The following is a 16486-nucleotide window of genomic DNA, read 5'->3' on the forward strand; positions in this document are numbered from 1 at the left end:
GAAGACTTTCACCACAAGGCGCGGAGAAGGATGCGGGGACTCAAGGGGGCGTGCATTGGGGCTGCGGTGCTTGCGCTGTCGATCGGTTCGGCAGTTCGCACGTTCGCGGACGACCTTGCCTTGCGCGACGCGGCATCGATGGCGGGCATCGCGATGTTCCTGAATTCGGGGGCCCCCGGCCTGATCATCGCCGTCGTGCATGGCGATGACTCCCATATCGAGGGTTATGGCGAAACGGCGCCGGGTAACAAGGTCGAGCCGAACGGCAAGTCGATCATGCGGCTGGGATCGGTCTCGAAAGTATTTGCCACCGATCTGCTGGCCGCGATGGCGGCGGAAGGCCAGGTCGGTCTCACTGACCAGCTATCCCGTTATGCCCCGTCGGGCGTGTCGCTCAAATCGTTCGGCAATCAACCTATTACCCTGCTGGACCTCGCGACCCATTCGGCCGGGCTGCCGCGCGAACTTCGCGATCCCCAGGTCAAGGACGATGGCGGCAATCCGTTTCTCGCTTTCAGGCGCGACTGCTATTGGAAATGGCTCACGGAGAACGCACCGGCCTATGCGCCCGGCACCACGGCGATGTATTCCAATTACGGCTTCGGGCTGCTCGGCGAAGCTTTGGCCAAGGCAGGCAACAAACCTTATGCTGATCTGCTGCGCGAAAAGGTCATCGCGCCGCTCGGCCTGAACGACACCACACTCCGGCTGTCCGAGGAGCAGAAGCCGCGCCTCATGACCGGCCTCGATCCGTTCAACAATCCCGATCCGAACTGGGAAGCGCCCGACATCATGGGCCCCAGCGCCGGTGTCTATTCGACGGCGGATGACATGGTGCGCTGGATGCGCTGGCATCTGGCGGGCGACGACAAGTCGAAGGCCGCACTTGCCCTCGTGCACACGATGTGGCGGCCGCATGACGGCCTGAAGCGCGGGGTCGGCGTCGAGGTCACGAGTTCGCAGGGCATGGGCCTCGGCTGGATCGTCAGTCCGGCGAAAGACCGCGTGCCGTTGCTACTGGGCAAGAGCGGCGGCATCGGCGGCTTCATGACCTACGTGGCGCTGTCGCCCAACCGCAAGCTCGGCATCTTCGTCGCGGCCAGCCGTGTCAACTTCGCGATGTTCGAGGGTTTGCGCACCGGGGTGCGTGAACTCGCGGCCGAACTCGTGCCGGCGGGACCGTGAGCGGCAGATGATGGCATCAGCACAGGGTCGAGCCGCGCGGATGCTGGGCTATCATACGAGCGCGATGCGCGGATCGACCGCGATGGCCCGTGTGCTGGTGAATTTGGCGATGCCGATCGCACTCTGCGTGATGAACGTTTCGGCTACGCCGGCTTGGGCGCAACAAGCCGGTTCGGGTGCGGGTGGGGCTGGTGGCCGCCATGGAGCAAGCAGCGACAAGGTCGGCTCGGGCGCAGCGGGAGCGATTTCATACGGTGGCGGCGGTGGTGGCGGCGGTGGGACGAATGCCGCAAACGCTATATCCGGCGACGGAGGAAAAGGCGGCAGCGGCAAGCATGCCGAGGGCGGCGGAGAGGGTGGCGAACATGGCCCGTCAAATTGCGGCGGCGGAGTTGTCATCGATGGTTGTTCGGGTGGCGTCGGCGATACTGGAGCCAACGGCATCCCGGTTGTACCCTACGCGGGCGCCGGCCATGACGGAGGGAGCGGCGGTGGCGGTGGCGGCGGGGAAACAGTCGTCCTGCAGGAAAATTACGCGACCGGATCAAACCAGACCCTACGCGGCGGAAATGGTGGAGTGGGCGGTGCCGCTGGTCATGGAGGCGACGGCCACAACGGCCTACTTTTCTTCGTTTTAGGAGCGGTCCCGACTCCGGGCCCGGCTGGCAGTGGCGGTGGCGGCGGCGGTGGTGGCGGCGGCGGCGTTGCGGTTACGGCGACGAAGGGCGGTTCTATTGCGGTCAACACACAGAGTACCGTCTACGGCGGTGATGGTGGTGATGGCGGCCTCGCGGGCAATGGTGGAATGGGTGCTCCCACCATCGGCGCCGCACACCTTCCGAGCATCCCCCGAGCAGATGGCAATGGTGGGGACGGCGGCGGTGGCGGACAGGGCGGCGCCGCTCTGTCATTGGCAAATGGTGGATCGATATCTGTCGGAGTTGACGCCAGCGTCTTGGGCGGCAACGGCGGCAACGGCGGCAACGGCGGCAACGGTTCGAGGGGTGAATCGATCGCAGGTTTTGGCGGCGGCGGCGGGAACGGTGGCAGCGGCGGTGCGGGAATCTTTGCCAATGGCGGGGTTGTCGTAGTCACAGGCGTTGTCAGTGGCGGCAATGGCGGCAATGGCGGCGTCGGCGGCAATGCCATCAACTACGGCCCCATCGAGGGCTATACATCGGCCGCCGGAGCTGGCGGGAATGGCGGCAACGGCGGCGCTGGTGTCCATCTCGCGGCCGGTGGACAATTGAACATTGATGTCCTCGGTAGAATTGTCGGTGGAAATCCAGGTGAGGGCGGCGCCGCCGGTGACGGTGGTGGGCATCCCAGGTCCGGTTACGGTTCTAATCCGGGCGATCCGGGGCACGCTGGAAGCGCCGGTGTCGGCATAGCTACCTCCGGCTCTGCCCATGTTGTCAATGCAGGCACCATCATGGGCGGTCTCAACGCCGATGGATCGCGCGCTGCCCCCATTACGTTTCTAGGCGGCTTCAACACGCTCGAGTTGCGCGCGGGCTCCAATATCGTCGGCAATGTCGTTGCGAGTCTCGATCCGAACAATCCCAATACATTCGCGCTTGGCGGCGATCAGAACGCCAGCTTCGATCTGTCAGGGCTGGGCAGCCAATATCAGGGCTTCTCGATCTTCGGCAAAACGGGCGCGAGCACCTGGACTCTGTCAGGCACACCAACGTCCTTCACGGGCGACACCAACATCAATGGCGGCACGCTGGCGCTAACATCGGGTGCGCAACTGACAAGCGAAAATGTTGTGATCGGTTCTGCCGCCGGTTCCCAGGCGCGCGGCCTGGTGACGGGCGCAGGCTCGGTGTGGACCGCCGGATCGCTGTCGGTGAGCGGATACGGAAACGATACGCTCACGATCCTGAACGGCGGCAGCGTGAAGGTCGCCGGGAATCTGACCATCGGTTCGGACGCCGATACGATCGCCGGCGCGGGAAATGCCGCTGACGTCAGCGGCGCCGGATCGCGTTTGAGCGTCAACGGGTCTGCCTATGTCAGCGGCGTGTTGACGATCGCGAATGGCGGCGTTGTCGAAAGCCGGCAGATGCAAATCGGTGTCAGTGATGCCGGTTCGGTCGTCGTGACAGGGGCTGGCTCGAGCCTGAATGCGGTGCCGTCGATCGGTATTTATAGCTTTAGCAATAACAACAGCCTGACGGTTGCCGATGGCGCCAGCGCCGGGCGGTTTGGCGACAGCGGCAGCTTCATCATCGGAAATTCCACCGATCCCGGCGTTTCCGGGGCGCTGAACATCGGCGCTGCGGCAAACGCCGCAGCGGTGGCGCCCGGCACACTCAAGAACAATGTCGTGTTCGGATCCAGCTCCGGAAGCTTGAATTTCAACCATACCAGCAGCAATTACACCTTCGCGCCCACGATCTCCGGCTCAGGCGCCATCAACTTCCTGGCCGGCACGACGATCCTCACCGGTAACAGCAGCGGCTTTACCGGCGGCACGCATGTTTCCAACAGCGCGCTTTCGGTGAACGGAAATCTCGGCGGTACACTGGCCGTCAATGCAGGCGGTCGTTTGCAAGGCAGCGGCTCGGTCGGTGCCACGACGATCAACGCCGGAGGAACGCTGGCGCCGGCCGATGTGAAGCCTCTCACGGTGAACGGCGATCTGATGCTGCAGGCCGGGAGCGCGTTCGACTTCAACCTCGGCCATTCATCGTCCGGCGCGTCATCCACCACGTCTGCGAAGGTTGCTGTCAACGGCAACTTGGCGCTGAACAACGCGACGCTCAACATCACCAATACTGGCGAGCCGGGCATCGGCTATTATCGCATGATGACCTATGCCGGTACGCTGTCCGGGACAGGCATGACGATCGGTGCGACGCCGCCCGATCCCGGCCCGTTCCCGGTCGCCTATTCAGTAGATGTCAGCAGGGCCAATGTCGTCGATCTCGTGGTCGGCTCCAACGGGACGAATGTTCTTCAACTATGGGGCGGCGGCACCACGGGCAGCGGCGGCGGCAGCGGCAGCGGCGTGTGGAATTCCGGCAACCTCAACTGGCTCGACCCGGGTGGCACGGTGCCGGCCGGCTGGGGCGCGAGCTATGGCGTCTTCCTCGGGCCAGGTGGCACCGTCTCGGTACAAGGTGAGCAATCACTTGTCGGCCTGCAATTCGTCAGCGGCGCCTACACCATCGCCTCCGACACGGGGACGCCCGGTACGCTGCGATTGCGTGGCCTCAATGGTCTGGATGGAATCGCCGAGCTACGTGTGCTTTCTGGCGAGTCCGCGACGATCGATGCGCCGATGATCGGCGCCGGCGGATTCAACAAGACCGCCGACGGAACGCTGATCCTTGGCGGCACCAATACTTACACCGGCGGCACGACCATCAGCGGCGGCACGTTGCAGATTTCGTCGGATTCGAATCTCGGGGCGGCGAGCGGCGCGCTTGCCTTCGACAACGGCATGCTCCACACCACAGCGAACATCGCGTCCACGCGCAGTGTATCGCTGCTCGACACCGGCGAGTTCAATGTTAACGCCGGCACGACGCTCAGTGCATCGGGGAATATTTCGGGTGCGGGTGGCTTGATCAAGAATGGCGACGGAACGCTCGCATTGTCGGGCAGCAACAGCTGGTCCGGCGGCACGCTGATTACGGCGGGTACTCTTCGGCAGCAATTTACAGGCTCGTTGCCGTCCGCCACGGATTATGTCCTCACCGGCGGCAGGCTAGATCTCAATGGCATCAATCTGACGATGAGCTCGCTGTCGGGCAGCGGTGGAGAAGTCGCGCTTGGCAGCGCTTGGCTGACTGTCGTCCAAACTGCTGACACTTATTTCGGGGGCACAATCTCCGGCACTGGTGGCCTGATGAAATTAGGCACCGGCTGGCTCCTGCTCACGGGCTCCAATACTTATGGCGGTGGCACGGTCATTGCTGGCGGTACACTCGCCATCGTTTCCAGCGACAATCTGGGTTCAGCGGGGTCCCCGATCAGCCTGTCCGGCGGCGGTGCCCTGGCGACGTTCGCGGATATCACCACCAGCGGCGCCATGACGATCGGCGACGCCGGTACGATCTACACTTATGGCGGCACGACCCTCACAGCGTCCGGCGCGATCTCCGGCGCCGGCGCGCTGACGAAGGACGGCGGCGGCACGCTGGCTTTGACCGGTGCGAACAATTACGGCGGCGGCACGAACATTGCCGGGGGCACGCTGCAACTCGGCAACGGCGGCACCGCAGGCTCGATCGCCGGTGATGTCGTCAATCATGGCACCTTCGCATTCAATCGCTCCGACGCTTACGCTTTTGGCGGCACGATCTCAGGCACCGGAGCCGTCGCGCAGATTGGTGCAGGCACGACGATCCTGACCGGTGCGAATACTTATACCGGCAACACGTTCGTCGAGGCCGGTACGTTGCAACTCGGCAATGGCAGCACTTCAGGCTCGATCACCGGCAATGTGTTGAACAACGGGACGCTGGCCTTCAATCGCTCGGATACCACCATCTTCGCTGGCTTGGTCGCCGGGACGGGATCGCTGACGCAAGCGGGCACCGGTACGACGACTCTGACTGTGAACAACACCTACTCCGGCGGCACCACGATATCCGCAGGAACACTGCAACTCGGCAACGGTGGCACAGCGGGCTCGATCATCGGCAACGTTGTCAACAACGGTGCCTTGATCGTCAACCGCGCAGATGAGGTCGTGCTGGATGGTGCCATCTCGGGCACCGGATCGTTTGCGCAGAACGGTCCGGGCACAACGCGCCTTGATGCCAACAGCAGCTACAGCGGCGCCACCGATGTGATGGCTGGCAAGCTCGGCGTAAACGGCTCGATAGCGTCATCGTCGCTGGTCACGGTGCACGCCGGCGCAACGCTTGGCGGCAACGGCATCGTCGGCACCACCCAGATCAATGCCGGTGGCATGCTCGCGCCCGGCAATTCGATCGGGCTTCTGACCGTACAGGGCAATCTCTCGTTCGCTGCGGCGTCGAGCTACATGGTTGAAGTCTCGGGACCCAGCGCGGACCGGACCAATGTGACCGGCATCGCCACGCTGAACGGAGCGACGGTAAGGGCGACTTTTGACCGAGGCTCCTATGTGTCGAAGCAATATACGATCGTGAATGCGGCGGGCGGCATCAATGGCACCTTTGCGGGACAGGTCGACAGCGACTTGCCTTCCGCTTTCGCATCGAGCCTCCGCTATGACGCTCAGAACGTCTATCTCGATCTGACGTTGAGCATGGCCGGCCTGAACGTGAATCAACAGAATGTCGCCAACGGACTAAACAAGTACTTCGACGCCAATGGCGGTATTCCGCTGGCGTTTGGTGCGCTGTCGCCAGAGGGCCTGACACAGGTTTCAGGCGAACTGGCAACAGCCGTGCCGCAAACCACGATCCAGGCAATGACGCAGTTCATGGGCGTGATCACCGATCCCTTCAGCGGCAATCGCGGCGGCACGTCGCTCGGCGCCACGCCATTCGGCGAGACTGTTGCGTTCAACGCCTATGCTTCGACCGATGGCAAGCGCTCCGGCTCCGAGCGTGACGCCTATGGCATCATCACCAAGGTTGTCCCGCGCGCGGCGACGTTTGAAGCGCGCTGGAATGTGTGGGCAGCGGGTTTCGGCGGCGGACAGACCACCGAGGGCAATGCCGATTTGGGATCGAACACGGCCAGCAGCCGCGTCGGTGGTGTGGCCGTCGGGGCCGATTACTGGCTGTCACCGCAGACCGTGGCCGGCTTCGCGCTTGCGGGTGGCGGCACCAATTTCAGCCTGTCGAATGGTCTCGGCTCCGGTCGATCGGATCTGTTCCAGGCCGGCGCCTTCGTGCGTCATAGCGTTGGTTCGGTCTATGCCACCGCTGCTATCGCCTATGGCTGGCAGGACATCACGACGGACCGAACCGTTACGATGGCTGGCATCGATCGGCTACGAGCTCATTTCAATGCCAATGCGTTCTCGGCGCGGGCAGAGGCCGGCAACCGCAGCGTTGTGCCGTTGCTGGGCGGCGTAGGGCTCACGCCTTATGTCGCCGGGCAGGTAACGAATTTCGATCTTCCGGCCTATGCCGAAAGCGTCGTGTCGGGTGCCAATGTATTTGTACTCAGCTACGCTTCAAAGAACGTGACGGCGGCGCGCAGCGAACTCGGCCTGCGCAGCGATAAATCCTGGGCCCTCGGCGAGGCCACCCTGACGATGCGCGGACGTGCGGCCTGGGCGCATGACTACAATATGGATCGAACGGTTGCCGCGACGTTCCAGTCGCTCCCGGGCGCCAGCTTTGTCGTGAATGGGGCTGCTCAGGCGTCCGATTCTGCGCTGGCCACAGCCTCTTCCGAAATAACGTTCAGCAACGGCATCTCGATCGCGGCCACCTATGAAGGCGAATTCTCCCGCGTCACACGCAGCCACGCCGGCAAGGGCGTAGTGCGGTACGTTTGGTAACGTTCAACGTCAATCGCCGCGTCCACTCTTCAAATACCCACCATCAGCGAATGTCGGTATCCGTGGTTGCGTGTCCTCGATTTGAACCTTCGACGTGTTCGTTCCGCACAATCGCGTATTCCGCCGCGCGCAACTTTTCATACGACATGGCGACCAAAACTACGATTGGAGCATTGCGGGCCTAGGCACCGGCAAAGCGCAGCGTTATTTTGCCTCTGGCTTTGATCAGCTTTCCAGCCGCTTGTTCGACGCCAATGGGATCGCTGCGGAGAGTCGTAGGTAGCGTCTAGCACCGCGGTACTCATGAGCTTATCCGGTACTGCAATGCTGTACCGAAGAAGGTGCGGCGCCATCGAGGGACGAACCGGCGATCGACTTAAGAACTTGAATGAAAGGGAAATGCCCCAATAGTCAGCCTTGAACTTCAGTCGGCCGAAAAATCAGCTATTCCAGATCAGACAATAAAGCGAAATAACATCAACATGTTAGCGCATCGATTTTGCATTGCCCCCATGATGGATTGGACCGGGGCATCTTGAAAAGCAAAGCGCCATCAGCACTTAAGCTCGGTCACGATCGACCGTGCCGTACCAAATGCAGTACCGCCGGCACTGCGGAGCTTCGATAAGGAAGCGATTTCGCGCTCCTAAGTTCGTTGGGCAGTTGCAGCGTAAAGAAGGATATCGGCCCGTCGCTGCACGCAAAGCAGGGCGCGCGCATCACTTCGATGAAGCGACGTTGCAGCAGAACACGGACCAGCACAGCGACAAATCACTGCGGCCGCCAGCATCTTGCCTTACTCGGCGTTAGGTTGCCTCGCAAAAGCCGCGCTATGGCTCCTTCATGACTACGATCGCGACCATGACGGGCCATTGGCGGAGCAGGCTTTTATCGGAGGCGAAGCCCTCTTTCCGCCGTAGCTCAACCGGTAGGTTTAGGTCCGGCAAGGTCGTAAATTCCTCTTGCTTTAACGGGGACTGACTACACTGTCTCCACCCAGATCCACAAACAATGTTCGTCATTGGCCTCTCGGTTCTCATTTTTTGCCCACGATCCGCCCGCTAGGCCGCTGCCTCAAATAGCAATTTGAGATGGTTGCAGGTCGGAGATTTGAACCTACGACGTTTGGTCCGTACGATCGTGCGCCCCAAGTGTAACTTTTCATACGACGAGACCATCTCAAAAAGCAAAGCGCAATCAGCACTTGAGCGCGGTCCTCGGCCGCCATGCTGTACCAAATGCTGTACGGTCCCAGCGGGGCTCCCTTCCGCGAGCCAGTATCGGCTTTGAATGCGTATGGCGGCGGCGGAGAGCCGGATCGTGATGCGACCTAGCCGCGGTCCTCGCAGAGGGCTCACGTGCCGTTCACCGGGAATACAAAAGGCCTACGCTCGCACAGACGGCACATCCTGCACTGCAGGAACATCATCCCCGCAGGATGCGGTGTTCAGACCGCCAACAGCGGGTATCAACGGCAGACATAGCTTCCGTTGACGAGAACGCGGACACAGGCTGTGCCGACCGCCGCTGCGCCGACAGCCGCACCGCCCACGACGGCGCGCCTGGTGGTGCGGCGTGCCACACCGGCAACCGACACGGGTGTCAGGGGCCGTCCAACCCGCGCTTCTGCCCGGCCAAGGGACAGCCCGAGGTCCTCGCGGTTTCCGATCGCATCCTGGTGGCCCGAACGGGGCGTATTGTCGCCGAGTTCGGTGCCGCGGAGGCGACCCAGGACAGGATCCTGTACGCCGCCGTGCACTAGCGGCAGGCGACGCCAATGCCCCGAACAGCACGATACGGCGCGACCTGATCGCGGGCGTCCGCCACTACCGGATCTGACAGACCCGGCGATGTCAGGAACGTGTAGAGGTCGTTGGTGGTCTCACCTTCTTGACGTTCCGCACAGGCGTCCAGTTGGTCCAGATGCCGGCGAAGCAGGCGAGCGGCCGGCTTTCGTCCAGCGCGAACCAGATGTCGCCGCCTTCGGTTTGTTGAACTCGCTGAACGAGTTGAACGGCAGCACGCAGCGGTTATCCGACCCAGCCACCGCATCCAGTGCTTTGACTTCACGTTGCGGATGTTGGTCGTGCTCCGTCCGGCTCCGTGTGCAGCAGCTGACGGCGCTGTTGCCAGCCTGCGCATCCTCTCGGACATCATCGCCTCAACAACGATGCCCGTTATGATCGACAGCGGCGTTCGCCGCGGGTCGGAGGTTCTCAAGGCGCTCTCGGCGCTCGCCCGGTTTTCATCGGCCGGCCCTTCGCATATGCCGCCGCCGTCGCGGGAGAGGCAGGGTGGCGTATGCCATTCACCTTCTCGCGGCGGAGATCGATTGCAATCTGGCTATGCTTGGCAGGCGCAGCTGTGCGGAAGGCACAGCCGATTGTGTGCGGTTAGAGCGCGGACGATTCGGGCTGTGCGACCGTCCCGCGTCAGCTGCATCGGCCACGGCTGTGGTACAGCCGAGCCTGAGCCAAGACTCGACAAGTGTCTGACAGTACCGGGGGGCCGCTAAGTACTGGGCATTTGGATCTCAGCCGAGCGCTCACCGTGGCAGCATCCGCAGACAGACGTCGCGTTGGATGATGGAGAAACACGCACACGTTCTCGTCTCCAATGCGCAACGTCAGATACAGCAGATCAACGCAGTGGTGCAGCAGGGCGCCCACCATCGTTTTTTATCCGATCTCGCCGACAGCACTAAACGCCGCCGTCAAGAGCGTCTGCGATAGGATGATCATCGGCTATGACGCCGAGATCACCAAGCCTTGCGCCTACAACGCCTCCATCGACCAGAAGGAGGCCGGCCGCATCACGACCGAGTGGGTCGCAAAGACGCTGAACGGCTGAGCTCGGTTTCCAATGTCTGTTCTCCAGACGCCGCTATGGTCGTGTGCAGTCGGAAAGCAAGTTCGAACAGAAGCTCCAGATTGGCAAAAGATTGGCGGAAAACCTTCCCCTCGGCGAAGCCAACGTGTCACGCCGCCTGAGCATTAAACCCGAACTTCGGATATGGATCACGATTTTGGTTGTTCACTAGTTTTCTCGCCTTTAGGATCGTGCGCATAACAAGCGCAAGCCCTGAAGACTTGCACGATGAGGGAGAAAACGATGAACCGCATTCGTGCGTTGGTGCCGGCGGTGTGCGCATTGGCGCTGCAGCTTTTCCTGCCGGTGAGTTCCGGTCACGCGCAGGGCATTCCGCAGAACATTCCCAGAAAAGAACTGCTGATCCTCGAGAACCCGGAAGGCACCATCAAGAACGCCGGCTGGTTCAACATCTGGGCAATCAATGCCGGCGCGCAATCCAACGGGCTGCAGCAGGCCGCGCTGGATACACTGTGGTATATCGATCCGGAAAGCGGCATCAACGGCGTCTGGGAGAATGCGCTCGCCGCCGACAAGCCTCAATATAATGCCGACTTCACCGAAATGACGGTGAAGCTGAGCAAGGACATCTTCTGGAGCGACGGCGTTGAATTCACCGCCGACGACGTGCTTGCGACTGTGATGCTGCAGATCAAGAATCCGGGGATGCGCTACAGCGCGGTGATGGCCAGCAACGTCGCCTCGGTCGAGGCGCCGGATCCGTATACGGTGGTGTTCAAGCTCAAGAAGCCCAATTCGCGCTTCCACGCCAACTTCACGGTGCGCTGGGGGGCGGTCTGGATCCTGCCCAAGCACGTGTTCGAGAAGGTGCCGGATCCGGCCAAGTTCGACTTCAACAAGCCGATTTCGCTTGGCGCCTATGTGCTGCACAGCTTTGACCCGGACGGCAAATGGTACATCTGGCAGTTGCGTGACGACTGGCAGCGCACCACGCTGGGACGCTTCGGCAAGCCTGGTCCGAAATATCTCGCCTATGTCGATCCCGGCCCGCCGGACAAGCGCGTGATCGCGCAGCTCAACCACGAGCTCGACGTCATCCATGACATCGCCCCAGAAGGGATGTTCGCCCTCGCCAAGCAAAGCAAGACCACCCGCGCCTGGTTTAAGGGGTTCCCCTACGGCCATCCGGACCCGACGTTGCCGGCGGTGATTTTCAATGACCAGAACGAGCTGTTCAAGAACCGCGACGTACGCTGGGCGCTGGCGCTGCTGATCGACATCAAGGCGGTGTCGATGGCGTCGTATCGCGGCGCCGCCACCATCTCGGCGATCGGCGTGCCGCCGACCGGGACGCATCCGGCCACCTACCATCAGCCGATGGAGGAATGGCTGAAGAGCTTCGAGATCGATACCGGCAAGCGCAAGATCAAGCCCTACGATCCGACCGTCGGCAAGCAGATCGCCGACATGCTGCGGCCCTCGATGGGCGAGCAGATCCCGTCGGATCCGAAGGAGATCGCCCGCGCCTTCGGCATGGGCTGGTGGAAGACCGATCCCCAGGCCGCCGCCGAACTCCTCGAGAAGGCCGGCTTCACCAAGCGCGGCGGCGCCTGGTCGACACCGGACGGCAAGCCGTTCACGGTGCGCGTGATGGTCGAAGGCGATCTGCGGCCAGTGATGACCCGCGCCGGCACCATGATCGTGCAGCAGTGGAAACAGGCCGGCGTCGATGCCAAGATTGACGTCGCGCAAGGCACGCTCCCGACGCGCCGCGCCGCCGGCGATTTCGACAGCTTTATCGGCTGGAGTGTCGAGACCTGGGGCGGCCACCAGGACCTCTCGTATTTCCTCGACAGCTGGCACTCGCAGTTCGTCGCCGAGCCCGGCAAGTCGCAGCCGCAGCGCAACTGGCAGCGCTGGTCCAACCCCGAGCTCGACAAGATCATCGAACAGACCCGCAGCGTCGGCTTCGACGATCCGAAATCGATCGAGCTCGGGAAGGATTACGTCAAGCTCGCGGTGAGGGAGATGCCGACCATTCCGCTGATGGCCTACAACGTGTTCACGGCGATGGACCAGACCTACTGGACTGGCTACCCGACCGCGGAAGATCCCTACACCGACCCGGTGCCGAACTGGGGCAACTCCCGCTACATGTTCGTAAAGCTGAAGCCGGCGCATTAAACCGGCAGAGCCGTTTTGTTATCCCTCCGCGCAAGGGGAGGGATCGCAAGCCGCTCACTGCTCAAGCAATGGACTCATGAACGGGTACCTCATCTACATCGCGCGGCGGCTGGGGCAGTTCGTGCTGGTGGTGTTCATCGGCATCAATCTCGCTTATGTGATCACCCATGCCACGCCGATCGATCCCGTCGAGCAGTCGATCTCGGCGGTGACCTCGTACGGCAACACCGCGCCGGGTGCCATCGAGCAGATGCGCACGTCACTGCGCGAGCTCTACGGGCTCGGCGGCTCGCCGGTCGAGCAGTATCTGGTGTTCTGGAGGCGCATCCTGCGGGCGGATTTCGGGCCGTCAATGTCGGCGTTCCCGACGCCGGTCTCGACGCTGATCGGCCGCGCGCTGCCATGGACCGCGGGGTTGTTGGTGATCTCCACCGTCACCACGTGGGTGCTCGGCAACCTGCTCGGCGGGCTCGCCGGCTACTACCAGAAGAGCCGCAGCCTGAAGCTGATGGGAGTGATCGCGATGGGCCTGCATCCGATCCCCTATTACATCCTAGCGCTGCTGCTCCTGATTGTGTTCGGCTTTCTTTGGCCGGTGCTGCCGATCGCCGGCGGCTCGGCGATGAACCTGCCGCAGACCTGGACCTGGGACTTCGTCTCCAGCGTGCTGATGCATGCCACCCTGCCAGCTCTGTCGCTGATCCTGATAGGCATCGGCAGCTGGTTTCTCGGCATGCGTTCGCTGGTCTCAAACGTGGTGACCGAGGATTATGTGGTCTACGCCGAACTCGGCGGCGTCGACCGCCACCGCATCCTGACCTCCTATGTGATGCGCAACGCACTGGTGCCGCAGGTCACCGGGCTGGCGATCTCGCTCGGCGGCATCTTCAACGGCGCGGTCATCACCGAAAAGGTGTTCGGCTATCCCGGCATCGGCTCGCTGCTGGTCGATGCAGTGTATGCCGGGGACTACGGCTTGGTGCTCGGCGTCACCACCATTTCCATCGTCGGCGTGTCGATCGGCGTGCTCGCCATCGATCTTCTGTATCCGCTGCTCGATCCCAGGGTGAAGGTGCACTGATGCTGCGGATCTCGCGTGACCTGCTGCGCTACAACCCCGAATTCCGCATCGGCGTCGTCCTGGTGGGTTTTGTCTTGATCCTGTCGGTGTTGGCGAGCTTCTCGCCCTATCCGCCCGATCAGGTTTACGTGGTGCCGCCGGACGTGCCGCCGTCTCCGACGTACTGGTTCGGCACCACCTCGCGGGGGCAGGACGTGTTCTGGCAACTGACCTTCGCGATCCGCAACACCTTGCTGTTCGGAGGTACCGTGGCGCTGATCAGTCGGGTGCTGGCGCTCGTGATCGGGCTTGTCAGCGGCTACAAGGGCGGTTGGATCGACCGCGTGCTGATGTCGATCAACGACACCTTCATCGTGATTCCGCTGCTGCCGATCCTGGTGCTGTTCTATTTTGTCATGCGTGACTCGATGTCGTGGCTGATTCTTGCGCTGATCATGGCCTGCCTTGGCTGGGCCTATGACGCCCGCCTGATCCGCTCAGTGGCGATGAGTCTCAAGACCAGGGAGTTCACCCAGAGCAGCGTGTTCTCCGGCATGAGCACTCGCGAGATCCTGGTCCAGGAGCATCTGCCGTACGTGATGCCGATCGTGTTCTCGACCACGATGAACAACATGGTGTGGTCGATCGGGCTTGAAGTGACTCTGTCGGTGCTCGGCTTCACCGACATCAACACCCCGACGATTGGCGGCATGATCTACTGGGCCAACCAGCATACCGCGATGGTCGCCGGCATCTGGTGGTGGATCGCCTTTCCCACCGCCGTCGTCATGATGACCTTCATCGGGCTGTTCCTGCTGGCGGTGTCGATGAATGAATACATCGATCCGCGCAGCCGCCTGAGCCGGATGGGAGGCGCCTCATGACGGACTCGCCCGCCCTGCCGACTCGTCCCGATGCGGCTGTGCCGATCCTGGTGGTGCGTGACCTCAAGGCGCATTTCCGCACCCATCATTTCGGAGTCAAGCGCTACGTCCAGGCGGTCGACGGCATCAGCTTCGACGTGCGGCGCGGCGAGATCTACGGCCTCGCCGGGGAATCCAGCTCCGGCAAGACCACGCTGATCAAGACCATCGCCGGGGCTATCAAACCGCCGCTGGAGGTGGTCGGGGGCACGGTCGATTTCGCATTCCTGCCGGGCTGCGGAGGGCTGCACCGGGCGCCGCCGGCCGAGGTGGCGCGGATACGCTGGCGACATCTGTCCTACATCATGCAGGGCTCGATGAACGTGCTCAACCCCGTGCGCCGGCTGCGCGCGACCTTTGCCGATTTCGCGCGCTCGCACATGGATTGCAGCGACCGCCAGTTCGAGCAGGCCGTAATCGATCACTTGGCGAGGGTCAAGCTCGACGCCTCGGTGCTAGCGGCCTATCCGCATGAACTCTCCGGCGGCATGCGCCAGCGCGCCACCATCGCGCTCGCCACCATCTGCCGTCCCGATTTCATCATCGCCGACGAGCCGACCACCGCACTCGACGTCGTGGTGCAGAAAGACGTGCTCGGCATGATCCGCGGCATCCAGCGTGAGATCGGCTCCTCGGTGCTGTTCGTCACCCACGACATGGGCGTGCATGCCCATCTCACCGACCGGCTCGGCATCATGTATGCGGGCCGTCTGGTCGAGGAAGCCGCGACGGCGGAGATCTTCCGCGGGCCGCTCCATCCCTATACGAGGCACCTGATCTCGAGCCTGCCTCGGATCGGCGACGACATCCAGCGCAAGGGCCTCGAAGGTTCGCCGCCCAGCCTCGCCGACCCGCCGCCCGGCTGCCGGTTTCATCCGCGCTGCCCGCTGGCCATGGCGGTCTGCAGTGAGCGCGTGCCCGACACGGTCGAAATCGAGCCCGGCCATCGCGTCGCCTGCTTTGCCGTCAACGGGGACCAGACGCCATGAGCAATGCACTGCTCGAGGTGTCGCGCGCCACCAAGGTGTTCAGCCGCGGCGGGCTGTTGTCGAGCCGGCGCATCGTCGCCGTCAATGATGTCAGCTTCCGGATCGAGGCGGCACGGCCGGAGATATTCACCATCATCGGCGAGTCCGGCAGCGGCAAAACCACGTTGTCGCGGATGATCCTGAACATCGAGCAGCCCAGCGCCGGATCGCTGGTGTTCGACGGCACCGATCTTTCCACCGTCCGCAGCAACCGGGATCGCCTGGCGTTTATGCACAAGGTGCAGCCAATCTTCCAGAACCCGTTCGAGGCGTTCAATCCGTTGAAAAAGCTCGACCGCTATCTGTTCATGACCCGGCGGCGATTTTCCGCGGCCGTCGGCCAGGACGCGCTCGAAGCCGCCGTCGACGAGGCATTGCGCAAGGTCGGGTTGTCGCTGAAGGAAGTGCGTCATCGCTACCCCCACGAGATGTCCGGCGGGCAACTGCAGCGCGTCGCCATCGCCCGCGCGCTGCTCTCAAGCCCCAAACTGATCGTCGCCGACGAGCCGGTGTCGATGGTCGATGCCTCGCTGCGCATGTCGATCGTCAACCTGTTCAGGGCGCTGCGCGATGATCTCGGCATCTCGATCATCTACGTCACCCACGATCTCGCCACCGCCTATTACATCAGCGACCGCATCATGATCATGCAGAAGGGCCGGGTGGTCGAAAGCGGCGACGCCAGGTCCGTGCTGAGCGCCCCGCAACACCCCTATTCGCAACAGCTGCGCGCCGCCGTCCTCTTGCCCGAAGTTGCCGGCGGGACAGCGCCGACCAATTCCCCGTCAGCCTAACCCCAGCCATCGCATCGGAGAAAAAG

7 protein-coding genes and 1 pseudogene are annotated in these 16486 nt (G+C 62.7%); 7 read left to right on the top strand and 1 reads right to left on the bottom strand.

Annotation, left to right across the window (positions count from 1 at the left end; genetic code table 11):
* Positions 1–30 precede the first annotated feature (30 nt).
* Positions 31–1185 (top strand): D-alanyl-D-alanine-carboxypeptidase/endopeptidase AmpH, encoded by a 1155-nt coding sequence (gene ampH / locus IVA82_RS11245; protein WP_247391437.1) that lies wholly within the window; start codon positions 31–33, stop codon positions 1183–1185.
* A 7-nt stretch (positions 1186–1192) separates the two neighbouring features.
* The gene (locus IVA82_RS11260) at positions 1193–7642 is read left to right on the top strand and encodes an autotransporter-associated beta strand repeat-containing protein (RefSeq protein ID WP_256469642.1); all 6450 of its coding nucleotides are present in this window, start codon (positions 1193–1195) and stop codon (positions 7640–7642) included.
* A 1848-nt stretch (positions 7643–9490) separates the two neighbouring features.
* Here the strand turns inward: IVA82_RS11260 and IVA82_RS11265 are convergent.
* Positions 9491–9730 (bottom strand): annotated as a pseudogene (locus tag IVA82_RS11265) (SOS response-associated peptidase); the annotation flags it as partial.
* A 1023-nt stretch (positions 9731–10753) separates the two neighbouring features.
* On the opposite strand from IVA82_RS11265, the gene IVA82_RS11270 reads away from it, so the two are divergent.
* The 5 genes from IVA82_RS11270 (at position 10754) to IVA82_RS11290 (ending at position 16460) form a co-directional block, all read left to right on the top strand.
* Positions 10754–12655: an ABC transporter substrate-binding protein gene (locus IVA82_RS11270; RefSeq protein ID WP_247391444.1), complete on the top strand. Its 1902-nt coding sequence runs from the start codon at positions 10754–10756 to the stop codon at positions 12653–12655.
* Positions 12656–12731: 76 nt separating this feature from the next.
* Positions 12732–13736: an ABC transporter permease gene (locus IVA82_RS11275; protein ID WP_247391445.1), complete on the top strand. Its 1005-nt coding sequence runs from the start codon at positions 12732–12734 to the stop codon at positions 13734–13736.
* The gene (locus IVA82_RS11280; RefSeq protein ID WP_247391447.1) at positions 13736–14599 is read left to right on the top strand and encodes an ABC transporter permease; all 864 of its coding nucleotides are present in this window, start codon (positions 13736–13738) and stop codon (positions 14597–14599) included. The genes IVA82_RS11275 and IVA82_RS11280 overlap by 1 nt, the downstream gene beginning before the upstream one ends.
* On the top strand, positions 14596–15627 hold the full coding sequence (locus IVA82_RS11285) for an ABC transporter ATP-binding protein (RefSeq protein ID WP_247391449.1): 1032 nt from the start codon (positions 14596–14598) through the stop codon (positions 15625–15627). Before IVA82_RS11280 ends, IVA82_RS11285 begins: the two co-directional genes overlap by 4 nt.
* Positions 15624–16460: an ABC transporter ATP-binding protein gene (locus tag IVA82_RS11290; protein ID WP_247391451.1), complete on the top strand. Its 837-nt coding sequence runs from the start codon at positions 15624–15626 to the stop codon at positions 16458–16460. Before IVA82_RS11285 ends, IVA82_RS11290 begins: the two co-directional genes overlap by 4 nt.
* Positions 16461–16486 lie beyond the last annotated feature (26 nt).

The organism is Bradyrhizobium sp. 142 (assembly GCF_023074015.1).
Lineage (GTDB): Bacteria > Pseudomonadota > Alphaproteobacteria > Rhizobiales > Xanthobacteraceae > Bradyrhizobium.